Annotated in this window: 17 protein-coding genes and 1 pseudogene; 7 read left to right on the top strand and 11 right to left on the bottom strand. The window is 68.7% G+C overall.

Annotated features, from left to right (window positions below; translation table 11 throughout):
- Positions 1-132: 132 nt before the first annotated feature.
- A complete protein-coding gene (gene galU / locus BLU08_RS11425; protein WP_090199573.1) occupies positions 133-1014 on the top strand; it encodes a UTP--glucose-1-phosphate uridylyltransferase GalU in 882 nt (293 codons plus the stop codon).
- 48 nt (positions 1015-1062) lie between these two features.
- Here the strand turns inward: galU and BLU08_RS11420 are convergent, their stop codons facing one another.
- The 7 genes from BLU08_RS11420 to glnE form a co-directional block, all read right to left on the bottom strand.
- Positions 1063-3963 carry a DNA methyltransferase gene (locus BLU08_RS11420; protein WP_090199571.1) on the bottom strand — a complete coding sequence of 967 codons (2901 nt, stop codon included), beginning with the start codon at positions 3961-3963 and terminating at the stop codon, positions 1063-1065.
- A 9-nt stretch (positions 3964-3972) separates the two neighbouring features.
- A complete protein-coding gene (locus tag BLU08_RS11415; protein ID WP_233995952.1) occupies positions 3973-5295 on the bottom strand; it encodes a cytochrome P450 in 1323 nt (440 codons plus the stop codon).
- Positions 5295-6869 carry an acyl-CoA synthetase gene (locus BLU08_RS11410; protein ID WP_090199569.1) on the bottom strand — a complete coding sequence of 525 codons (1575 nt, stop codon included), beginning with the start codon at positions 6867-6869 and terminating at the stop codon, positions 5295-5297. The genes BLU08_RS11415 and BLU08_RS11410 overlap by 1 nt, the downstream gene beginning before the upstream one ends.
- 292 nt (positions 6870-7161) lie before the next feature.
- Positions 7162-7938: a M23 family metallopeptidase gene (locus BLU08_RS11405; RefSeq protein ID WP_090199567.1), complete on the bottom strand. Its 777-nt coding sequence runs from the start codon at positions 7936-7938 to the stop codon at positions 7162-7164.
- Between the two features lie 132 nt (positions 7939-8070).
- On the bottom strand, positions 8071-8883 hold the full coding sequence (locus BLU08_RS11400) for a ferritin-like domain-containing protein (RefSeq protein ID WP_090199565.1): 813 nt from the start codon (positions 8881-8883) through the stop codon (positions 8071-8073).
- A complete protein-coding gene (locus BLU08_RS11395; protein WP_090201323.1) occupies positions 8880-9353 on the bottom strand; it encodes a peroxiredoxin in 474 nt (157 codons plus the stop codon). Before BLU08_RS11395 ends, BLU08_RS11400 begins: the two co-directional genes overlap by 4 nt.
- A gap of 21 nt (positions 9354-9374) precedes the next feature.
- Positions 9375-12119 carry a bifunctional [glutamate--ammonia ligase]-adenylyl-L-tyrosine phosphorylase/[glutamate--ammonia-ligase] adenylyltransferase gene (glnE, locus tag BLU08_RS11390; RefSeq protein ID WP_090199563.1) on the bottom strand — a complete coding sequence of 915 codons (2745 nt, stop codon included), beginning with the start codon at positions 12117-12119 and terminating at the stop codon, positions 9375-9377.
- Positions 12120-12231: 112 nt separating this feature from the next.
- Here glnE and BLU08_RS11385 point away from each other — a divergent pair, with 112 nt between their 5' ends.
- Complete coding sequence (locus BLU08_RS11385) at positions 12232-13941, top strand: M28 family metallopeptidase (RefSeq protein ID WP_090199561.1); 1710 nt, start codon at positions 12232-12234, stop codon at positions 13939-13941.
- Positions 13942-13962: 21 nt separating this feature from the next.
- Positions 13963-14943: an agmatine deiminase family protein gene (locus BLU08_RS11380; RefSeq protein ID WP_090199559.1), complete on the top strand. Its 981-nt coding sequence runs from the start codon at positions 13963-13965 to the stop codon at positions 14941-14943.
- 7 nt (positions 14944-14950) lie between these two features.
- On the opposite strand, the gene BLU08_RS11375 is transcribed toward BLU08_RS11380, so the two are convergent.
- From BLU08_RS11375 to thrS, 3 genes are read right to left on the bottom strand one after another with little or no spacing between them, the layout of a single operon-like run.
- A complete protein-coding gene (locus tag BLU08_RS11375) occupies positions 14951-15910 on the bottom strand; it encodes a sulfite exporter TauE/SafE family protein (protein ID WP_369816786.1) in 960 nt (319 codons plus the stop codon).
- A gap of 15 nt (positions 15911-15925) precedes the next feature.
- Positions 15926-16342, bottom strand: a complete 417-nt coding sequence (locus tag BLU08_RS11370; RefSeq protein WP_036797859.1) for a DUF305 domain-containing protein — start codon at positions 16340-16342, stop codon at positions 15926-15928.
- Positions 16343-16345: 3 nt separating this feature from the next.
- Entirely contained in the window at positions 16346-18352 is a 2007-nt protein-coding gene (thrS, locus tag BLU08_RS11365) for a threonine--tRNA ligase (protein WP_090199557.1), read from the bottom strand.
- A 287-nt stretch (positions 18353-18639) separates the two neighbouring features.
- Here thrS and BLU08_RS15650 point away from each other — a divergent pair.
- Positions 18640-18805, top strand: a pseudogene (locus BLU08_RS15650) (helix-turn-helix transcriptional regulator); the annotation flags it as partial.
- Here BLU08_RS15650 and BLU08_RS11360 read toward each other — a convergent pair.
- Positions 18759-20441 (bottom strand): alkaline phosphatase, encoded by a 1683-nt coding sequence (locus tag BLU08_RS11360; RefSeq protein WP_090199556.1) that lies wholly within the window; start codon positions 20439-20441, stop codon positions 18759-18761. The pseudogene BLU08_RS15650 and the gene BLU08_RS11360 sit on opposite strands and share 47 nt — an antisense overlap.
- Before the next feature lie 104 nt (positions 20442-20545).
- Between BLU08_RS11360 and BLU08_RS11355 the strand changes: the two genes are divergently transcribed.
- Genes BLU08_RS11355 through BLU08_RS11345 form a run of 3 tightly spaced genes read left to right on the top strand, consistent with a single transcriptional unit; the run spans position 20546 to position 23157 of the window.
- Complete coding sequence (locus BLU08_RS11355; protein ID WP_090199554.1) at positions 20546-21277, top strand: alpha/beta fold hydrolase; 732 nt, start codon at positions 20546-20548, stop codon at positions 21275-21277.
- Between the two features lie 10 nt (positions 21278-21287).
- On the top strand, positions 21288-22151 hold the full coding sequence (locus tag BLU08_RS11350; RefSeq protein WP_090199552.1) for a tetratricopeptide repeat protein: 864 nt from the start codon (positions 21288-21290) through the stop codon (positions 22149-22151).
- Between the two features lie 10 nt (positions 22152-22161).
- Complete coding sequence (locus BLU08_RS11345; RefSeq protein WP_090199550.1) at positions 22162-23157, top strand: LLM class flavin-dependent oxidoreductase; 996 nt, start codon at positions 22162-22164, stop codon at positions 23155-23157.
- Positions 23158-23316: the final 159 nt, after the last annotated feature.

The raw sequence follows: 23316 nt of genomic DNA, 5'->3' as shown, positions 1-23316 counted from the left end.
CCCGCCTCCAGCGCAACCGCGAGGGCGGGCCGCGCGCCGCGCGATTGCGCCGTTGACCTTGATCCACGTGAAGGCCAACACGCTTCGCGTCGCCCATCGCACGTGCAGTCTGCCTCAACCAGCGAGAGACCGATGACCTCCCACAAGCCGATCAAGAAAGCCGTCTTCCCGGTCGCCGGGCTCGGCACCCGCTTCCTGCCCGCGACCAAGGCCGTGCCCAAGGAACTGCTGCCGATCGTCGACCGGCCGCTGATCCAGTACGCGGTGGACGAGGCGCGCGAGGCGGGGATCGAACAGATGATCTTCGTCACCGGGCGCGGCAAGACCGCCATCATCGAGCATTTCGACATCGCCTTCGAACTCGAAACCACGATGAAGGAACGCGGCAAGGACCTCGGCGTGCTCGAACCGACCCGCGCCGTGCCGGGCGACATCATCACCGTGCGCCAGCAGGTCCCGATGGGGCTCGGCCACGCGATCTGGTGCGCCCGCGCGATCGTGGGCGAGGAACCCTTCGCGATCTTCCTGCCGGACGAACTGATGATCGCCGAAAAGGGCGGGACCGGCTGCATGAAGCAGATGGTCGAGGCCTACGAAAAGGTCGGCGGCAACCTCATCAGCGTGCTTGAAGTGCCGCGGGAAAGCGTGTCGAGCTACGGCGTGATCGATCCGGGCGCGAGCGACGGCGCGCTGACCGAGGTGAAGGGGCTGGTCGAGAAGCCGCCGGTGGACAAGGCCCCGTCGAACAAGATCGTCTCGGGCCGCTATATCCTCCAGCCAGAGGTGATGCGGACCCTCGAAACGCAGGAAAAGGGCGCGGGCGGGGAAATCCAGCTGACCGACGCGATGGCGAAGATGATCGGCACCCAGCCGTTCCACGCGGTCACCTTCGCGGGCAATCGCTATGATTGCGGGAGCAAGCTCGGCTTCGTCGAGGCGACGCTCGCGCTGGCGATGGCGCGCGAGGACATGGGCGCCGAAGTGCGCGAAATCGCGCGCCGCCTGCTGGGATAGGGGCCTGCCCGGCCGAGGGTCAAAGGGCGCGCGCCGCGGCCCGCCGCTCTAGGCCTCGGCCCTGCGCGCGCCGCGTCGTTCCGAACGGCGCTGTGTGCGGCGATTGGCCTTTTCCGCGCCCGCCATCGGGTTGACCAGTTCTTCGTAGAGGCCGAACAGGTGTTCAACCCGGTCACGGTCGCTTTCGAAGGGGCGCCTGCGGTAGAGCCGGTCGACGGCGCTATCGAGCGCCCGGTGCGCCTTGCGCAGATTGGCGGGCATGGTGTCGGGATCGTAGAGATCGGCAAGGCTGGAAGTGGGATGCGCGGCGCGGGCATCGAGCACGCCTTGCGCGAGGTTTTCGATTGCACCGCGCTGCGCTTCGGTCGCTTCGGGCCATGGGAAGGTGTTGTAGGTATATTTTGCGGAGTATCGGTACCGGCTTTCTAGGCGCCCGGCGGTAATCTTGATCCACGCCATGTGCATCGTGGTCGTAAGAACGGCGAATTCAAATAGACTAGCATTTGGGATGATCTGCAAATCATTGGCGGCGATGATATCAGACGGCAAAACTTCGATGGGAAGAAATTCCCGCCTTTCAGAAGAAGTCCTAGGTAGCGCCAGATACTGCCCAGACTTGGGTTGCCGCCGCTCGGCAAAGAGATAGGCAGATTCGGCTTTTTGCCGTGTCGCCGCCTTTTTGCTCGCCAGCCGCATTTCTTTTACCGACTTGATGGCATCGCGCAAAACCTGGCTCCCGCGCATAACGGAGGGAGGGCAATCGACAAGCCAGAAGCAATGCCTTTGTGTCGCATTCAGTAGGTCTTCGCCTCCAACGAAGGGCTTTATCCAATCTTTGAGATCGGGTTCTTTCGAAAGGTACTCTGCCCTCTCAGCGTTCCCAAAAACCAGATTACCTCCGTCTGCTGCGACGCTGCCATTCACGATCTTTGATACCTGATCCAATGGATTTAAGGCTGGTTGAACAATTGTATGAGGGCCGATACGCGTCGCATCGAACAGATAGGCCGTCAGCGCGCCGTGGCGGCTTTCGACCGGGTCGCCCTTGATATCGGGATAGCTGAACAGCCGTTTTTCGGGTCGCTCGAAATCGCGGTGCGTCAGGCCGATGATGACGACATGGACATGCGCCTTGCCCCGCGCCTCCGAAAACCAGTTGAAGGTGCGGTGGGCGAAGGCGATCTCCAGCCCGTAGCGGTCGAACAGGAGCGGCCAAAGCTGCGCCACCTGCTCGCCCTGCGTGATCGAATTGGTCGAAACGAAGGCGATGCGGATGCGGCGGTTGCCGCGCGAAAGCCCCTCCCCTGAAGGGGAGGGGTTGGGGAGGGGAGTATTGGAGGCCAGCCCCTCCCCCACGGGGAGGGGAGAAGAGGTGCCATTGAGATACGCGCCCGCCTTCAGGAACCACGCCGCGACATAATCCAGCGTGCCGCCCGAACCGCCCAGATCGGCAATGCGGCGCACCTGCGCGCGCTGCTCGGCGCTCTGATACTTCGACCCCACAAACGGCGGGTTCCCCATCACGAAGCTGCATTCCTGCGCCGGCAGAACCTCGTTCCAGTCCACCTCCAGCGCATCGCCATGCCGGATCGTCGCCCCGCCGGTCAGCGGGATGCGCGCATAGTTCAGCCGGAACGCCTCGTTGATCTCGTTATTGGCGATATGGTCCGCCATCCACATCGCCACCTCGGCGATCATCGCCGGGAATTCCTCGTATTCGATGCCGTAGAACTGATCGACCGTCACCCGCGTCATCAATTCGGCGTCGATGCGCTGATCGCCGTAGAGCGCCTTGAGACAATCGAGTTCCAGCCGCCGCAGTTCGCGATAGGCTATGACGAGGAAATTGCCGCAGCCGCACGCCGGATCGAGAAAGCGCATCCGCGACAGCTTCGCCTGGAATTCGAGCAGCGCCCGGTCCTTTGCGGTCTTGCGCGATTTCAGCTTTTCCAGCTCCTCGCGCAGGTCGTCGAGAAACAGCGGGCCGATCACCTTGAGGATGTTTTCTTCCGAGGTGTAATGGGCACCCCGCGCACGGCGTTCGCCGGCATCCATCACGCTTTGAAACAGGCTGCCGAATATGGCCGGGCTGACCGCCGACCAATCATGGCGGCAGGCGTCGAGCAGGTCTTCGCGCATCTTTGCATCGAATACCGGCGTGCGCAGGTTTTCGCGGAACAGGTCGCCGTTGATATAGGGAAATTGCTTCAGCTCGTCGGGCAGGTTCGCCTGCCGTTCGTCCTCCGGCGTGTCGAGCACTTCGAACAATTCGTTGACGATGCGCCCGGTATTGCTGCCGTCGGGAAGCGTGTCGTTGTCGATCAGCTGGAGGAAGATGTCCTTGGGCTGGAATATGCCGGTATCGTCCGCGAACATGCAGAATAGCAGCCGGACAAGGAAGCGTTCGAGATCGTGTCCGCGATAGCCGTTCTCCTCCAACCCGTCATGGAGGCGGCCCATCAGTTCGGCGGCCTTGATCGTGACCGCTTCCTGCCGTTCGAAACTGACCCGGCGGCCAAGCATGAAATCGAACGCCTGCACGTGCTTGTGCAGGTCGGCCAGCTTGAACCTGAGCGGTTCGCCGGCGGCGTCCCGGTCGCGCAGCACCCAGTTCTGGAAATCGCAGGTCAGGATGAAGCGGGGCTGTTCGGTCGGGTGGATGCCGATCAGGTAATCGAGCGCCTGCGTTTCCGCCTTCTTCAGGTCCAGCGTGGCGCTCTTCTGTTCCACCAGCAGGGTTCGCGGCCAGAACAGGTCTATGAAGCCCTGCTTGTTATCGAGCAGTTTCACCCGCCGCTCGTAATCGGCGACCTGGCGGCGCTTGATCCCGAAGATGTCGAAAAAATCGTTGTAGAAGCTTTGCGTCTCGCCCTTTTCGTAATGTGCTTCGGCCCAGTCTTCGCTGAAAGCCTTGGCGCGGCGCGCGATTTCATCCCAGCCCAGACGCATCGGGGCGCTTTACCCCGCCCGGATACGCAGGGGCAGCGTCTTCAGCCCGCCGACGAAGGTGCTGTTCGCCCGCTTCGCCTCGCCCGCCGGTTCGACCGCGCCCACCTTGTCGAGCAGCGCTTCGAACAGCAGCCGCATCTCCAGCCGGGCAAGATGCAGGCCGAGGCACTGGTGCGCCCCCGCGCCGAAGGCGAGGTGGCGGTTGGGCGAGCGGGCGGCGTCGAACCTGCGCGGATTGTCGAACTGGGCCGGGTCGTGGTTCGCGGCGACGTAATTCAGCATCAGCCAGTCGCCCTTCTTCACCTGCTGGCCGCCGACCACGCAATCCTCGGCCGCGGTCCGCATGAAGTGCTGCACCGGCGTGGTCCAGCGGATCGCCTCCTCGACGATGCCGGGCAGCAGCGCGCGATCGGCCTTGACGCGCTCCCATTGCTCGGGATCGTTCGCCAGCGCCTGCATCGCGCCCGCGGTCGAGGCGCTGGTCGTGTCGTGTCCGGCGGTCGCGACGATGATGTAATAGCCCGCCATGTCGCGCGGCGGCAGCGGTTCGCCGTCGACCGTGGCGTTGGCGATGACGCTGGCGACGTCCTCGGTCGGGTTCGCCCGGCGTTCCTCGGCGAGCGCGGCGAAATAGTCCTCGAAGGTGCGAACCGCACCTGCGACCAGTTCGACCACCTGTTCGGGCGTCATGTTCTCCATGCCGGTCCCCGAAAGGTCCGCGTCCTGCCCGCCGAACAGCTGCTGGGTAAGCATCTGCATCCGCGGCTCGTCCGCCTCTGGCACGCCGAGGATCTGCATGACGACGCGCAGGGGGTAAGGGCCGGAGACTTCCTTCACGAAGTCGAGTTCAGGCCCCTTGGCGATCATCGCGTCCACCGTGCGGTGGGCAAGCGCGCGGATCTCCTCCTCCATCTTCTGGAGGTTCCTCGGCATGAACCAGTCCTGCGTCAGGCGGCGGTATTTCGGATGCACCGGCGCGTCGAAGACCACCAGCGAATCGACCAGCATGTCGGAACCCGTCGCCGCGCGGCTGAATTCGATCGCCTGGTTGTAGCTGAACACCACCGGGCGCGGATTGTTGAGGAAGCCCTTGTTGTCCTTCGAAATCCGCATGACCTCGTCATAGCTCGTCACCAGCCAGAACGGCTCGAACAGGCCTTCCGTGCCCGGCATGACCTTCGCCACGGGGGTTTCAGCGCGCAAGGCGTCGAAAGTATCGAGGAGGCCGTCCCACTCGGCATAGGCCCTGGGATCGATCACCTCGCGCGCGATATCGGGCGCCAGCACGGCGGGCGCCGCGGCGCTCTTGGCGGTTTCGCTCATGCTCGCCATCACGCGTGCACTCCCTCTTTGGCTTTCGCCGCGTATTCGTCGCGCAATTCGCGCTTGTAGAGCTTGCCGTTCTGCTCGCGCGGGAGATCGGGGCGGAAATCGAACAGCTTGGGCAGCTTGATCCGGGCGAGCTGGGGGCCGAGGAAATCGCGCAGCTCCTGCTCCAGCGCCGCACCCCCGTCCTTCTCGACCTCGGCCATGTCGACGGGCTGGACCACCGCGACGACCTTTTCGCCGAGATCGGGATCGGGCGCGCCGATCACGGCGGCGTCCATCACCTTGTCGTGCGTCACCAGCAGATTCTCGATCTCCTGCGGGTAGATGTTGACCCCGCCCGAAATGATCATGTGGCTCTTGCGGTCGGTGAGATAGAGGAAGCCGTCCTCGTCGACGTGCCCGATGTCGCCCAATGTCATCCAGCCTTTCGGATGCATCGCCTCGCGCGTCTTGTCGGGATCATTGTGATAGGTCGGGAGCAGGTCGTTCTCGAAATAGACGAGCCCGTCCTCGCCGGCGGGCAGTTCCTCCCCGTCGGGCCCGCAGATGTGCAGCTTGCCGTAGATCGCCTTGCCCACGCTGCCCGGGTGATCGAGCCAGTCGGGCGAGCGCACCATGGTCATCCCGATGCCTTCGCTCCCCGCGTAATATTCGTTCACGATCGGTCCCCACCATTCGATCATCTCGCGCTTGATCGGGACCGGGCAGGGGGCGGCCGCGTGCAGCGCGCGCCGGTGGCTCGACAGGTCGTAACGGGCCCGCACCTCGGGATCGAGCTTGAGGAAACGCACGAAATGGGTCGGGACCCACTGGCTGTCGGTGACCTTGTATTTCTCGATCGCGGCGAGCGCGGCCTCGGGCTCGAACTTCTCCATCATCACCACCGTCCCGCCGAGCCGATGCGCGGTCGAGCACCAGCCGATCGGCGCGGCGTGGTAGAGCGGGGCGGGCGAGAGATAGACCATCGACCCGTCGGTCGGCATTCCGGCGCCCATCACCGCGAGGCCCATGAGCGGGACCGCCGCCTGCGGGTCGGGATCGGCGGGCGGGGCGGGGCGGATGCCCTTCGGCCGCCCGGTCGTGCCCGAGGAATAGAGCATCACGCTGCCCGCCGTCTGGTCCTCGATCGGCTCGGCGCTCCGGGCCGAAAGCGCGGCGGCGAAGTCCTCCTCGCCCTCGCCGTCCATCACGAGCACGGGCAGGTCGGGGCATTCGCGCCGCACCCCTTCGAGAACGTCGGAAAACGCGGTCGAGGTGATGAGCAGCTTCGCCTCGCTGTCGCGCAGGATATAGGCGATCTCGGGCGCGGTCAGGCGGGTCGAGATCGGCACCAGCATGGTCCCCGACCGCTGCGAGCCCCAGATGAGGGTGAAATATTCGATCCGGTTCTCGAGCAGAACGGCGAAGGCATCCCCGCCGGCCTCGTTCGGGCCGAGCCCGCGCGCGCGCAGCAATCGGGCGAAGCGGTTGGCCTCGTCCTCCATTTCGCGAAAGGTGATCTGCTTGCCGCTCCCGGCCATGATGACGGCGGGGTGATCGGGACGGGTCGCGGCGTGCGCGGTCGGATGCAGGCTCATGATGTGTCTCCCAAAGGGGCGCCCTCGTCCGCCCGGGAACGGAGCGCGCTCTCTCTCGGAGACGGAAACTAACCGTGCGGGGCCTGCGGGCAAGAGAAATCGAATGCGGGCGGTGCGCCGCGCGATCAATTCGGGCCTTGGACAGGAGAGCCCGCGGGAAAACCCGCCGACCCCATAAAAAAGGCGGCGGGAAAACCCGCCGCCCATGTTCGGACACCCTCTCCAATGTCCGGCCCGCTCTTCACGGGCAAACTGTCATGCCGGGTTCGATCGCCGCGCCCGGCGACTGCGATCAGTCCCCGCCCTGTCCGGTCAGTTCGGGCCGGTCGGCTGCGGCAACCTGGACTTCGGTTTCCACCATATAGGGAATCGGATTGACTGCAACCCCCTCGACGCGGACCTCGTAATGGAGGTGCGGACCCGTGGAACGCCCGGTCGAACCGACATAGCCGATCAGGTCGCCCTTGCGCACGCGCTCGCCCCGGTCGACGGCGAGCTTCGAGAGATGGGCATAGCGCGTTTCGAGATCGGCGCCGTGATCGACATAGATGACGAGCCCGTAGGACGGCGAGAAATCGGCCCGGCCGATGATCCCGTCGGCAGTGGCATAGACCGGCGTGCCGGTGGGCGCGGCCAGATCGACGCCCTTGTGATGCGCGCGGCGACCGAGCACCGGGTGCGTGCGCATCCCGTAATCGCTCGTCATGCGAAAGCCCGACAGCGGCATCCGCGACGGCACGGAAATGACCGGCCGTTCGGCCGGGGCGCCCGGACCCCTGATGTCGAGCGAGCGCCAGCTCGCGAACAGCTGGCGGAAGCGCGGATCGCCGTCGGTCAGGCTTTCGCCCTTCGCGTCGCGGACCGGCTTCACCACGTCGGCGGCGGCGGTCGAAGCGGAGTTCGCATTGCCCGCCGCGGCATTGGCGCTCGCGGCGTTGGCGGCGGCGGCATTGGCGGCGGAGATTCCGACTGCCGAATCGGCGAGCGCGGGACTCGCGGCGGCAAGTCCGGTCGCGGCGGTCAGCGCCGCGAAAATCCTGGTTATCCTGGCAAGCACGGTCGCGCTCATTGTGACCCGGTCCTTCGTTGCGGCCTTTTCGCCTTGTCGCGTTCCCGGCGCGTCATTCGCACGCCTGGTTGCCCATGCGCGGGGAGCCGGAGCCGCCTGCGGGAGACGGTCAGGGGTTATCGGCAACAATTCCTAGGGCGCAACATTTGTGTAGAAATCCCGGGACAAACCGGCAGCAAGACGCGCCGAGTCGTTGAACGGCGGCTTCAGGCTTCCCCGGAAATGCTGCGCGACCAGCCGTTTCCACAGGGATTCCGGCGGTTTTCCAAGATTCTCGGCGACCTGCCGAAAATGCTTGGTGCCGAACCGCACGTGGCGGATCTCGTCGTCAAGGATCCGGGCGAGGATTTTCGCGCCCTGGCGATCTCCCGCGGCCTCGACCCGATCGCGCGTCGCGGGTGTCACGTCGAGCCCGCGCGCCTCGAGCACCATGGGCACCACGGCGAGCCTTGCCGCGACATCGTGGCGCGTTTCATGCGCCGCTTCCCACAGCCCGGCATGGGCGGGCAGGGCGCCGTAGAAGCTGCCGAGGGATTCGAGCTTTCTCGCCAGGAGCGCGAAATGCATCGCCTCGTCGGCGGCCACGGCGAGAAAGTCGCCCACGAATTCCTCGCCCATCTCGCCCCCGAATCGCCCCGCCATGTCGAGCGCGAGGTCGATCGCGACGAATTCGATATGGGCGAGCGAATGCCACATGGCGATCCGCGCCCGCTCCGATCCGAACTTGCCCCGCTTGGGCATCCGGTTCGGCGGGAGGAGTTCGGGCGCGCCCGGCCACGCGGGCCGATCGGGCATCGCGACGTCGAAGGCGAAGGCGAGTTCGCCCCGGCGCCAGGCCCTCGCCACGCGGCGCGCGGCGAAACACTTGGCACGCGGCTCGCCCGTCAGGAGGGCGGCGCGGATCGCGCCCGCAACGCTGCCCCGGGCGGCGTCCCCGTCCGTCAAAGCGCCTTCGCCGCGGCGAGCACCTCCTCGGCGTGGCCCTTGACCTTCACCTTGGGCCAGACCTGCGCGATCCTGCCGTCCGCATCGACCAGATAGGTCGAACGCACCATGCCCATGTAGGTCTTCCCGTACATCTGCTTTTCGGTCCAGATGCCGAGCGCATCGGACAGCCCGCCTTCCTCGGCATCGCTCGCGAGCGGGACCTTGAGATCGTGCTTGGCGATGAATTTCTGGTGCCTCTTCGCCGGGTCCTTGCTCACCCCGAGCAGCGCGGTGCCGGCCGCGTCGAATTCGTCCTTGAGCGCGGAGAAATCCTTGTTCTCGGTGGTGCAACCGGGCGTGTCGTCCTTGGGATAGAAGAACACGACCAGCTTGCGGCCCGCGAAATCCGACGGCTTCACGCTGCCGCCGTCGGGCGTTTCCATCGCGATGTCGGGCATGGCGTCACCGACGCCGGGAAAATCGGTCATGAACAAGGCTCCCCATTTCGATCAAGACGGTGTGGACAGGATGTCCTGGCCGAGAATCGCGCGCCAGGTCGCCGCCACCCTTTGCCGTGCCTCGCCCAGCGCGCGCAAGAGGCCGGCGTAATCCTCCTGCCGGCACGCCTGCGCCAGCGCGCGCGCGGCGAGCGGGGGCGGCTCGCTGCCGCCCGGCGCGAGCAGGCGCCCGGCGACGAGCAGGCGGGTCATGAGATCGTAGTCCTCGCGAAACCCCTGCGGCAGCAGCCCCGCCCCGACAAGCGCCGGGATCGCCCGCCCGAGATCGGCCGAAAAGGCGAGCGGGTGCGCTTCGGCCAGCGCCCGGCCGCCGCGCAATTGCAGGTAGTGGACGAGAAATTCGAAATCGACCAGCCCGCCGCGCAGCAGCTTCACGTCGAGCGTCCCGCCCGGCTGCTTGTGCCGCGCCATGGCGTCGCGCATCTCGAGCACCGATTCCCTGAGATCGCCCGGATCGCGCGGGCGGAACAGGACATCCTCGATCAGCGCCTCGACCTGTTTGCGGGCCGCGTCCGACCCTGCCAGCACCCGCGCCCGGGCGAGCGCCATGTGCTCCCACGTCCAGGCCGCCTCGCGCTGGTACTTGGCGAAGGCATCGCAGCTCACGGCGAGCGGCCCCTGCGCCCCCTGCGGGCGGAGCCGCGTGTCGATCTCGTAGAGCGCGCCCTCGGCCGTGGGCACGGACAGCGCCGCGCTCACCCGGCTTGCAAGGCGGTTGAAGTAATGCGTCGCCCCCAGCGGCCGCGGCCCGTCCGATCGCGCCGCGAAATCGCCGGTGAAGAGATAGACGATGTCGAGGTCCGAGGCATGGGTCAGCGCCCCGCCGCCCAGCCGCCCGAGCCCGAGCACGAGCAGTTCGCCGCCTGCCATGCGCCCGTGCGCCCTGGCGAATTCCGCCGCCGCCCCCTCGTGGGCGAGACGCAGCGCGGCCTCGGCGGTGCGCGAGAGCGAGGCGGCGACGGCGAGCGGGTCGGCGCGGCCCTCGACCAGCTCCACACCGAGCGCGAAACGGACCTCGCCGGTCACCACCCGGATCGCGTCGAGCAGCGCCTCGTAGTCCTCGCGCGCGGCGGCGGCCATGATCCGGCCCATGATCGCCTCGACCGCATGCGGCAGGGCGCGCGCCTCGCGGTCGAGCAGGATGTCGAGCAGTTCGGGCCGCCGCGCGAGCTCGTCGGCGAGGGTCGGGGCAAGGGTGAGCGCGGAGATCAGCCGGTCGAGCAGGCCGGGGCGCGCCTTCAGCAGGTGGAACAGGTTGATCGCCGAACTCGCCCGGTCGAGCACGCTTTCCCAGCGCACCAGCGCGCGTTCGGGATCGTCGGCGTCGAGGAAGGCCTCGGCCAGCACGGGCGCGATCGCGTCGAAGGCGGCGAGCGCCTGCGGCGAACGCAGGCTCTGGTAACGCCCGTCGCGCCAGCCCGCCATCCGTTCCGCCAGGGCCGCGGCGCGGGCCGAGCGTTCGGGGGCAGCGGATGCGGAAGGGACAGGGGACGGGGCCGGTGCGCGTGCGGGCACGGCCGGCGCGGCGGGCGCGTCCTCGCGGATCAGCGCATCGTAGATCGCGCCCGTTCGCGCGGTCAGTTCGCCGAGCTCCGCGACCAGCGCCGCCCCGTCCGCCAGGCCGTCGAGCTGCGCAACCGCATCGAGCGCCGCGGCGCTTTCGGGCAGCGAATGGGTCTGGCGGTCGTGGACCATCTGCAGGCGATGCTCGATCACGCGCAGCCGGTCGTATCCGTCCCCCAGCGTGCGCGCATCCCCGGCCCCGACGTGCCCCGCCGCGGCCAGCGCATCGAGCGCCTCGCGCGTGCCGCGGACCCGCAGCGAGGGATCGCGCCCGCCATGGATGAGCTGGAGCGTCTGGGCGTAGAACTCGATCTCGCGGATGCCGCCGCGCCCGCGTTTCACGTCGAAGCCGGGACCCGGGCGGGGCGGGCCATCGTGGTCCTCGCGGATGCGCTTGGTGAGGCGGCGGATCTCCGCGATCGCGCCGAAATCGAGGTGCCGCCGCCAGACGAAGGGCCGGGTGGCGGCGAGGAATTCCTCGCCCAGCGCGATGTCGCCCGCCGCGGGCCGCGCCCGGACGAAGGCGGCGCGTTCCCACGCCAGCGCCTGCCCCTGGTAATGCGCCAGCGCGGAGGCGATCGGCACGGCCGGCGGGCTGATCTCGCTCGCGGGGCGCAGGCGCAGGTCGACCCGCACGACATAGCCTTCCGCCGTCGTCTCGGAGAGCAGCCGCACGATCCTCCGGGCATAGCGCTGCGCCGCCTCGCCCGGATCGTCGCGCTCGCGCCGGGGGAGGCGCGCGGGATCGAACAGCAGGATCGGGTCGATGTCCGAGGAGTAGTTGAGCTCCCCCGCGCCCTGCTTGCCGAGCGCGAGGGCGACGAAGCCCGCGGCGGTTTCCTTGCCGGTGCGCTCGCGCACGGCGGCGCGGATCGCGCGGTCGAGCGCGCGGTCGGCGAAGCCCGTCAGCTCGCGCACCACGCGCGCCAGCGGGAAGGCCCCGGCAAGGTCCCCGATCGCCAGCGCCGCGGCAAGGCCGAGCCGCTCGCGCCGCAGCGCCGATTCGATCGCGCCTTCCCGTCCGCGCGCCTTCGCCCATTCGAGCGCCGCCTCGCCCGCTCCCGCCGCCAGCAGTTCGGCGAGTTCTCCCTGGCGATCGAGCGCGCGCTCGAGAAAGGGCGCATGGGCCCGCGCCCGCTCCAGCGCTCCGGTCCAGTCGGGTCGATCTGCCATGCCCTACCCCTTGGCCGCGCCGCGCGGCTGTCGCAAGCATCCTCGGCTTGCCGTTCCCGCGAGGCTCTGCAAGAAAGCCCGCCTTGTCGGGGAGCAGAGGATTTCGAGGGACATGACACGATTTTTCGCCTGGCGCGCCGGCGCCGTTTTCGCCGGGGCGCTGCTGCTCGGCGCGTGCGACGCCGCCTTTCCGGGCATGGAGAGCGCCGAGGGCGCGCTCGACATTCCCGAAGTCGCGGGGGGCGAGATTTCCGAAGAGACGATGAAGACCGTGACCCGCACGCTCTCGCAGGACAGTTTCGGCGGGCGGATGCCCGGCACCGAGGGCGAGGAGAAGACCGTCGCCTATCTCACCGAACGCTTCGCGGCGGCCGGGCTGGAGCCGGGCAATGACGGCAGCTGGGTGCAGGAAGTGCCGCTGGTCGAGATCACGGGCAGGAACCACGCCCCGCTCACGATCACCGGGGGCGGGCCGGGGCTCGGCTTCGACCATGGCAGCGAATGGGTCGGCGTGACCTATCGCGAGGACGAAGTGACCCGGCTCGAGGACAGCGAGCTCGTCTTCGTCGGCTACGGCATCAACGCGCCCGAACGCGGCTGGAACGACTACGAAGGCGTCGATGTCGAGGGCAAGACCGTCATCATCCTCGTCAACGATCCCGACTGGGAAACGCCGGGGCTGACCGGCCCCTTCGGCGGCAAGGCGATGACCTATTACGGGCGCTGGACCTACAAGTACGAAGAGGCCGCAAGGCAGGGTGCCGCGGGCGCGCTGATCGTCCACCAGAGCGAACCGGCAAGCTATGGCTGGAACGTCGTCGAAAGCTCGTGGTCCGGCCCGCAGGCCCATGCCCGGCGAGGCCCGGACGCGCCGCCGCCGACCAGGGTCAACGGCTGGATCCGGGAGGAGGTCGCGCGCGAGATCCTGGCGAGCGCGGGTCAGGACCTCGACGCGCTGAGCAGGGCCGCCAGGTCCGAGGATTTCGAGGCGGTGCCGCTGGGCCTCAAGGCCTCGACCCGCTTCGGGAACGACTTCCGCAATTTCGTCAGCCGCAACGTGATCGGCATCCTGCCGGGGGCCGAGGCGCCCGACGAATATGTCATCCACACCGCGCACTGGGACCATCTCGGCCGCTGCAAGCCCGCGCCCGACGGGGACGACATCTGCAACGGCGCGATCGACAACGCGACCGGCACGGCGGCGCTCGTCGCGCTGGCCGAGGCCCACGCAAAGGCCGGACCGCCGCGCCGCAGCCTCGTCTTTCTCGCCGTCACGGCTGAGGAATCGGGCCTGCTCGGGGCGGATTACTACGCCGCCAACCCGGTCTTCCCGCTGGCGCAGACCGTGGGCGGCATCAACATGGACGCCTTCGACATGGCAGGCCCCGCGCGCGACGTGACCGTGGTCGGACCCGGCAAGTCCGAGCTCGATTCGTTCCTCGATGCGGCGCTCGCCCTCGACGGGCGCGTCGCGACCCCCAATCCGAACCCCGAGGCGGGCTATTACTACCGTTCCGACCATTTCGCCTTCGCCAAGCGCGGGGTGCCGATGCTCTATGTCGATGGCGGGCAGGACCTGGTCGAGGGCGGGCGCGCGGCCGGGCAGGCCATCGCCGACGATTACCGCGCCAACCGCTATCACGGGCCGAAGGACGAATACGACCCGGACTGGGACTGGTCGGGCGTGATGGCCGATCTCCAGCTGTTCTACCGCATCGCCCGCGCGCTCGCGACCAGCACGAGCTGGCCGAACTGGAACGAAGGCGACGAGTTCCGCGCCGTGCGCGACCAGAGCTGCGCCGCCTCGGACGCGGGCTGCTGAATTTTGGAGGAGGGCCGGGGCATGGCGGTAGCGATGCCGCCCGAATGGGCGCGGCAGGACTGGCTGTGGATCGGCTTTCCCCACCTCGCCGAGGAATGGCCGGGCTTTCTCGAACCGGCGCAGGAGCAGGTCGCCGCCTTCGCCAATGCGGTGGCCGACAGCGGACAGGAGGTGCGCCTGGTGGTCCGCGACGAAGCCAACGAGGCCCGCGCCCGCGCGCTGGCGAGCGCCCGGGTCACGCTCGAGCGGCGGACCTATGGCGACATCTGGCTGCGCGACACCGGGCCGCTTGTGGTGCACGATAACGGCGAACGGCGCGCGGTCCGCTTCGCCTTCAACGGCTGGGGCGGGAAATACGAGATGCCCGGCGACGAGGCCATCGGCGAGGAGATCGCGCGCGCCGCGGGGCTCGCAGTGGTCCGCTCGCCGATGATCCTCGAAGGCGGGGCGATCGACACCGACGGCACCGGCCTTTGCGTCACGACCGAGCAATGCCTGCTCAACCCCAATCGCAACCCCGCAATGGACCGCGAAGCGATCGAGGCGGAACTCGCCGCGCGGCTCGGTTTCGCGCGCGTCGTCTGGCTGGGCGAGGGGCTGGTGAACGACCATACCGACGGCCATGTCGACAACCTCGCGCGCTTCGTCGGCGCGAACCGCCTCGTCGTGCCGGAGGCGACCGGGCGCGACGATCCCAACGCCGCGATCTACGAGGACGCTGCCCGCCGCGCGCGCGAGGCGGGGATCGAAGTGGTCCGCATCCCCTCGCCCGGCCTGACCCTGCGCGAACGGATGGTGGAGCCGGCGAGCTACGTCAATTTTGCGATCACCTCGCACCTCGTCGTGGTGCCGAGCTTCGGTTCGCCGCATGACGAGGACGGGGTCTCCGCCATCGCCGCGCTCTTCCCGGACCGCGAGACGATCGGCCTTCCGGCCGATGCCGTGCTCGCCGGCGGGGGCGGTTTCCATTGCGCCAGCCAGCAGATGCCCGCCGCGGCTTAACCTTTCGTTAGGGTTTGCGGGCGACAATCTCGGGGATGGACAGCACCCTCGCCCTTGCCCGCACGAGTCGCGACATGATCGCGCTCCGGCACGAGGCGATCCTGCGGACCATCGTCGTGACGGCGACCGCCCTCGCGCTGATCCTCGCCGACAGGTCGCTCCCGTTCTGACCCCGGGGCGATTGCCTGGTCCCGCAGCGGGGCCACCGCGTCGGAAATCGCCTCAGAACAGCCGGATCACCGCTCCCGCCGCGGCGCCGCCCAGCAGCAGCCCGACCACCGTCCGCCAGACCGCATCGCCGATCCGGCCCGACACCGCCATGCCCAGCCGGTTGCCGAGCAGGATGACCGGCAGCAGCGCCGCCGCGAACAGCATCCACTCGCCCCCGCAGCAGGCCCATCGCCGCCGCCGCCGCAAGACCGGTCGCCGCGGCGATGGTGAAGACCAGCAGCATCGAGGCCTTGATCGTCGCGCGCGGCAGGTCGCGCCCGGCGTAATAGGGCACCACCGGCGGGCCGGGCATCCCGGCATAGCCGGTCATCAGCCCGCTCGCCGCGCCGACCAGCCCTGTCATCCAGCGCCCCGGCATCGCACCCGGTCGCCGCGGCAGCAGGATCGCGGCGAAGGCGCTGCAGGCGATCAGCGCAATGACGAGCCGCGCGACATCGGCGGTGGTGGAGAACAGCGCCCATAGGCCCAGCGGCGTGGTCAGCACTACAGCGGCGCCGATCACCCAAGCGCTGCGCTCCGCCTCGCGCACCAGCATCCGCGCTTCGGTCAGGCCGATCAGCAGCGACAGGCAATTGCCAAGCACCACCGCCTCGACCGGCGGCAGCGCCAGCGCGAGGATCGGCACCAGAAGGATCGCCATACCGAACCCGGTCAGCCCGCGCACAAAGCTCGCCCCCAGCGCCGCTGCCAGCGCGACCGCGATTTGAAGTGCGGTGAACCCGCCGATCAGTTCCATGCTGTCGCTTTGCGCTTATCGCGCGCCGCGTTCTTTCAGCCAGGCTTCCATCTCGGCGATTTCTTCCTTCTGCGCGGCAATCACCCGCGCCGCGAGATCGCGTGCCTGTTCGTCCCTGGCGTATTTCAGCGCGACTTCCGACATCTCGACCGCACCCTGATGGTGGGCCAGCATTCCCTGCATGAAGGCGATATCGGCGTCCTCGGGAATGTCGGCCATCCCGGCGTGCATCTTGTCGTTCGCTGCCTTGAAGGCCGCCTGCGCCTCGCTCAGCTTGGAATCCGCACTGCCGCCCATGTCGTGGCCTGAATGGTCGATCATCGCGTGATCGACTTCGCCGGTGGCGGCGTCTTTCGCCGGGTCGGTCTTCGCCCCGCAGGCGGAAAGCAGCAGCGCGGCAGCCGTCGCGATCAGGGTGGTGGTCAGCTTCATGACTCAGCTCTCCGTGTTAAGATCGGGCGGTGTCGCCTCGCTGCGCAACATCGCGATGGCATCGGCGAGGCTCATTACCTTCTGGTGTTCTGCGCCGAGCGTGCGGACCGCGACCGTGCCTTCCTCGGCCTCGCGCTTGCCCACCACCAGCAGGTGCGGGACTTTCGCCAGAGAATGTTCGCGCACCTTGTAGTTGATCTTTTCGTTGCGCACGTCGGTTTCGACCCGGATGCCCGCCGCTTTAAGCTTGGCAGCGACGTCATCGGCGTATCCATCTGCATCCGACACAATGGTCGCCACCACCGCCTGCACCGGGGCGAGCCACACCGGCATGCGCCCGGCGAAATGTTCGATCAGGATGCCGATAAAGCGTTCATACGACCCGAAGATCGCGCGGTGCAGCATCACCGGACGGTGCTTGTCACCATCCTCGCCGATGTAATGCGCGTCGAGCCGTTCGGGCAGCACCCGGTCGGACTGGATCGTGCCGACCTGCCAGGTGCGCCCGATCGCGTCGGTCAGGTGCCATTCGAGCTTGGGCGCATAGAACGCGCCTTCGCCGGGCAGTTCTTCCCATTCCAGCCCGTTCGCGGTCAGCGCATCGCGCAATTCCTGTTCGGCCTTGTCCCAGTCCGCATCCGAGCCGAACCGCTGGTCCGGGCGCAGCGCCAGTTTGATGTCATAGGTGAAGCCGAAATCGCGATAGACGCTATCGGCCAGCGCGATGAAATCCTGCACTTCGGCCACCACCTGGCCCTCGGTGCAGAAGATATGCGCGTCGTCCTGCGTGAACTGGCGCACGCGCATCAGGCCATGGAGCGCGCCGTGGGGTTCGTTGCGGTGGCAGCAGCCCATCTCGCCCAGCCGGATCGGCAGGTCGCGGTAGCTGGTGATGCCCTGCTTGAAGACGAGGACATGCGCCGGGCAGTTCATCGGCTTCAGCGCCATCCATTCGGCCTCGCCGCTGATGACCGGGCCTTCATCCTCGGTGTTCGGGACCTCGTCGGGGATGACGAACATGTTCTCGCGGTACTTGCCCCAGTGGCCCGACTGCTCCCACTGGCGCGCATCCATCACCTGCGGGGTCTTGATCTCGCGATATCCGCCCGCGTCCATCCGGCGGCGCATATAGGCCTCCAGCTCGCGCCAGATGCGATAGCCCTTGGGATGCCAGAAGACGCTGCCGTGCGCCTCTTCCTGCAGGTGGAACAGGTCCATCTCGCGCCCGAGCTTGCGGTGGTCGCGTTTGGCGGCCTCTTCCAGCCGGGTGAGGTGGGCGTTCAGCTGCTTCTTGTTGAGCCACCCGGTGCCGTAGATGCGGGTGAGCTGGGCGTTCCGCTGGTCGCCGCGCCAGTATGCGCCGGCGACGCGCATCAGCTTGAAGGCGTCGGGATCGAGCCTGCCGGTGGAGGGCAGGTGCGGGCCGCGGCACATGTCGAGCCAGGAATCCGTCCCGTTCGGGGTGCCGGACCAGTAGACCGTGAGTTCCTCGTTCTCGGGCAGTTCCTTCGCCCATTCGGCCTTGAACACCTCGCCCTCGGCCTCCCACCGGGCGATCAGCGCCTCGCGGCTCCACACCTCGCGCACCAGCGGCTTGTCGGCGCGGATGATCTCGCGCATCTTTTCCTCGATCGCGGGCAGATCGTCCATCGAGAAGGGCTCGCGGCTGTCGGGCGCCTTGACGTCGTAATAGAACCCGTCCTCGGTCGCCGGGCCGAAGGTGATCTGCGTGCCGGGCCAAAGCGCCTGCACCGCCTCGGCGAGGACATGGGCATAATCGTGCCGGACGAGTTCGAGCGCTTCGGCCTCGTCCTTCGCGGTGATGAGCGCGAGTTCGGCGTCGCTGTCGAAAGGCCGGGCGAGGTCGCGCACCTCGCCGTTGACCTTCGCCGCGAGCGCGGCCCTGGCGAGCCCCGGCCCGATCGCGGCGGCGACATCGGCCGGCGTGGAGCCCGGTTCCATCTCGCGCACCGATCCATCGGGCAGGCTGATCTTGAGCAGTTCGGTCATGTCGTCGCAGTCCGTCTCGTTTGGGGTGCGCCCTGCCACAAAGGGCAACGCACCGGAAGAGCGGTGTTGCGGGGGAAAGGGCCGAATTCGGGAGGACACCGCACCGCCCGTCGGCCGGGCGGCGGAACCTGTCGCTAGCGCGCGACCGGCCGCCCCCCGGAAACCGGAGGTGGTAGTGGTCGTCGTGGTCGGCACAGGCACCATGCGGGCGAGATAGGCTCCCGACAGGCGAATGTCACGCGCTGGTTGAGCTGGTTCATCCAGAGGCGGCAAGCGCGGGCGCCGGCCGCCAGTGCGTCAACGCCATCGAGAGGGGGCCGCTACGACCCCTCGCTCCCCCTCGCCTTCCGCATCGCCGGGCTGTTCGCGATGCGGATCGAGGACATCTTCACCCGCGATTGGCCGCTCACGCCTCGAGCGTGTTCGTGCCCGCCACGGTCGCGATCCGCCTAGTCCCCGCGAGCCGGGTCTGGCGGGTCCTGATCCCCTCGACGAAGCGGAATTCGGTGGTCGCCCGCGCCGGCGTCAGCTCGACCGTCATGTAGCCGCGCTGCGAGGTGTCGGCCCATTTGAGCTGCGCGTTCTCGGCAACCAGCGCGCCGGCGAGATCGCCCGGCTTCACGAAGGAGAGGTAGTTCTCGAACCCGGGCGAAGAGACCGAGGCGGTGCCGAATTCGACGCCGACCTTCGCCCCGTCATGGTCGAGGTCGAAGGCCCAGGCATTGTGCGTGTCCCCCGCGAGCACGACGAGGTTCGCGTCCGCCGCAAGCGCCGCCTCGAACACCCTTTCGCGCGCGGCGGGATAGCCGTCCCACGCGTCCATGTTGAGCGGCAGGCCGGCCTCGCTCGCCAGCGCGGCGGCGGTCAGGCGCTGGCGCACGAAGTCGGGCAGGCTCCCCTCGATCTGGGCGACGAGCGCGGCCGGGCTCTTGAGGTTGCCGATCAGCACCTGCTGCGCGAGCACCTGCCACTTTGCCCCGCGCGCGGTGGAGGCGGCGAGGCCTTCGGCAAGCCAGCGCTCCTGACGCTCGCCAAGCAGCTGGCGCTCGGGGTCCGACCATTCCCCGTCGCGGAACGCGGTCAACGCGGCCACCGCCTTTTCCGGGTCGGTCACGCCTTCGAGCACGGCGCCGAAATCGAGCTGTTCGTCGCGCCCTTCGAGCCGCGTGTCGAGCCGGAAGATCGTGGCGAGGTCGCCGATGTCGTAGGCGGCATAGGGTTCGTCGGAAACCGGCATCCATTCGCGGTAGACCCGCTTGGCGATGGCCTTGCGCGTGGCCCAGTCGCCCTCTGTTTCGGGCTGGTGGTTCTCCGCCCCGCCGGTCCAGCTGTCGTTCGCGCTTTCGTGGTCGTCCCACACCGCGATCATCGGCAGCGACTGGTGGAGGCGGCGCAGGTCCGGGTCGGCGCGGTAGGTCGCGTAGCGGGTGCGGTAATCGGCGAGGGTGACGATCTCGTTGCCCGGCGCAAGCGTGCGGTCGGGATGGCGCTGGCCCTGGGCGGGATAGGTGTCGCCGCCATATTCGTAGATGTAATCGCCAAGATGCACCGCGAGGTCGCAGTCATTGGCCTCGGCGGCGTGGGCATAGGCGTTGAACCAGCCGAACCCGAAATTGGAGCAGGAGAACACCGCGAGCCGGAACGCCTGCGTAGGCCCTTCGGGCAGGGTGCGGGTGCGGCCGATGTCGCTGGTCGTCCCGCCGGGCGCGACGAAGCGGTAGTAGTACCAGCGGTCGGGCGCGAGGCCGCTCGCGGTCGCCTTGGCGCACCAGTCGCGCTCGGACGAGGCGGCGGCGGTGCCCGACGCGACGACGCGCGCGAAATCGGCGCTCTCGCTCACTTCCCATTCGAGCGCGGTTTCCGCCTCGCCGACGAAGCGGGTCCACAGCAGCACGCTGTCCGCCTGCGGTTCCCCGCTCGCGACCGAATGGGTGAAACCCGAACCCCAGCTGCGCGCGCCGGCGGGAGTCGCGGCGAGCGCGGAGGCCGCGCCGGCGAGCGCGAAGAGGCCGCGGCGCGAGACGCCGGTGGTGGCGGTGGGCGTGGAGGCGGGGGCGGGGGCGGCAGCGGCCGAATCGAGGGTGCTCATGGCGGGAGCCCTTAATCGCGCTTGGTGTCGGAGATGTGACAACGCCGGGCGCGGCGGGCAGGGGGCTTGCGCGGCGCACGGGCGCGCGGGCATAGCGCGCAGGCATGAGCGACACTCGATTTCATGAAATGGCGGACGGCCGCCGGATCGCCTTCCGCCTGGCCGAGGGCGCGGGGCCGTGCCTCGTCTTCCTGCCGGGCTACATGTCCGACATGGCGGGCGGCAAGGCGAGTGCCCTGTTCGAACAGGCCCGGGCCGAGGGCCGCGCGGCGCTGCTGCTCGACTATTCGGGCTGCGGGGCGAGTTCCGGCCGCTTCGCCGAGGGCACGCTGTCGCGCTGGCGGGAAGAGGTGCTGGCCCTGGTCGAGCATTATGGGAACGCTCCCATCCTGCTTGCCGGGTCGAGCATGGGCGGCTGGCTGATGCTCCTGGTGGGCGAGGCGCTCGGCGACCGGCTCGCCGGGCTCGTCGGGATCGCCGCCGCGCCCGATTTCACCTTGTGGGGCTATTCCGCGCAGCAGCGCGCGGCGCTCGCCGCGGGCGAAACCGTGCTGGAGGACAATCCCTACGGGCCGGAGCCCACGCCGACCCATCCCGGCTTCTTCGCCGATGCGGAAGGCCACTTGCGGCTCGGGCAGGAGATCGCGATCGACTGCCCGGTGCGCCTCCTCCACGGACAGTGCGATGCCGACGTCCCGTGGGAAATCAGCATCGAGCTCGCGAAGAACCTGCGTTCGGACGACGTACAGGTGACCCTGGTAAAGGACGGCGACCACCGCCTCAGCCGCGCCTGCGACATCGCGCTGCTCGAGCGCATCGTCGCCGCGCTCACCTGAAAGACGCTTCATGTCCCTCCTCCTCGCGCTTCTCCTCCAGGTCGGTCCCAATCCCCAGGCGGGCGGGATCGCGGGCGAGCCGGACGAATTGGTCACCCGCCCGCCGCGTCCCGGCGAAACCATCGAGGCCCCGCTCGATCCGGTCAGCGAATGGCTCCGGAACTGCCTCGAACAGGTTGCGAGCGATCCCGCCCGGGCGCACGCGCAGGCGCAGATCCGGCGCAGCGAGACCTCCGGCGAAAAGCGGGTGATCGCCAACCACTGCCTCGGCGTCGCCGCGACCGAGCTCGGCCTGTGGGACGATGCGCGCGCCGCCTTTCTCGCCGCGCGTGACGAGACTCCGGCCGACGAAGCCCGCACCCGCGCGCGTTTCGGAGCGATGGCGGGCAATGCGGCGCTCGCGGCGGGCGACGCTGTGAACGCTCTCACCCTGCTCGCCGCCGCCGAATCCGATGCGCGCGCCGCCGCCTCGGCCAGCCTCGAGGCGCTCGCCGCGCTCGACCGCGGGCGCGCGCTGGTGGCGCTCGACCGACCCGAAGAAGCGCTCGCCGCGCTGCGCAGCGCGACCGGCCTCGCCCCGGAAAGCGGCGAGGCGTGGCTGCTCGAGGCGACGCTGCTGCGGCGGATGGATCGGCTCGGCGAAGCGCAGCAGGCGATCGAGCGCGCGGTCGAGCTTGCCCCGACCGACGGCGAGGTCGGGCTCGAGGCGGGGGTGATCGCGGTGCTTTCGGGCCGCGAGGAGGCGGCCCGCGCGAGCTGGCAGTCGGTGGTCGAGACGCAGCCCGACAGCCTCGCCGCCGAGACCGCCAGGGGCTATCTTGCACAACTCGCCCCGGCGGGCGAGAATGCCGCGCGAGAGGAGCCGCCCGAATGAGCCATCCGGCATGACCCGGTTTTCCGTCCTCGACCTCGTCCCCGTCCGCGAAGGCGGGACGCTGGGCGAAGCCTTCGCGGCGACCACCGCCCTCGCCCGCGCCGCCGAGGCCGCGGGATGCAGGCGGTTCTGGGTGGCCGAACACCACGCGATGGAAGGGATCGCGGGCGGGGCGACCTCGGTCGTGCTCGCCCATGTCGGCAACGCGACCCGCACGATCCGGATCGGTTCGGGCGGGATCATGCTGCCCAATCACACCCCGTTCCAGATCGCCGAACAGTTCGGCACGCTCGACGCGCTCTTCCCGGGACGGGTCGATCTCGGCCTCGGCCGCGCGCCCGGGGCGGGTCCGGAACTGCAGCGGGCCTTGCGCAGGAACCTCCACCAGGCGGCCGAGCATTTCCCACAGGACGTGCTCGAACTGCGCGCCCTGCTGACGGGCGAGGTCGACCTGCCGATCGTCGCCACCCCCGGCCTCGGCGCGCAGGTCGAGCTGTGGATGCTCGGCTCCTCGCTGTTCGGGGCGAGCCTCGCCGCGCGGCTCGGCCTGCCCTATGCCTTCGCCGCCCATTTCGCGCCCGACCACCTCGACGCCGCGCTCGACCTCTATCGCCGCGATTTCCGGCCCTCCGACGCGCTCGAGCGGCCGCACGTCATGGTCGCGATGAACGTCTTCTGCGCGCCCACCACCGCCGAGGCGCGCCTCCTCGCCTCCAGCCAGCAGCAGAGCTTCGTGCGGCTTCGCACCGGCAATCCCGGCAGGCTCCCGCCGCCGGTCGAGGACTATGCCGATACGCTCCCCGCCCCGGCGCGCGCGATGCTCGACCACCTCGGACAGGCCGCCGCCACGGGCACCCCGGGCGAGGTGCGCGCCGGGGTCGATGCCTTCATTCGGCGCACCGGGGCGGACGAGATCATGCTGTGCGGCGCGACCTATGATCCCGAAGCCCGCATCCGGTCGCTCGAACTGACGATGGACGCGCTCGAACCGGCCGACGCCGCCTGAACCGGCCCGAAAAGCGGCACGGGTCGCCCGCAATCGTGCTTGCGCGCCGCCCGGCAAAGCCTGTATCGCCTCGGCACGAAAAAAATCGTCCGGCATAATAATGTTGCGCCGCAACACGGGCCGCCGCGGCGGGCCGGACCAGGGTGCAGGAGCAGTTGA

Source organism: Erythrobacter sp. HL-111 (genome assembly GCF_900105095.1).
Classification (GTDB): domain Bacteria; phylum Pseudomonadota; class Alphaproteobacteria; order Sphingomonadales; family Sphingomonadaceae; genus Erythrobacter.
This window is presented reverse-complemented; position numbering and strand designations above follow the sequence as displayed.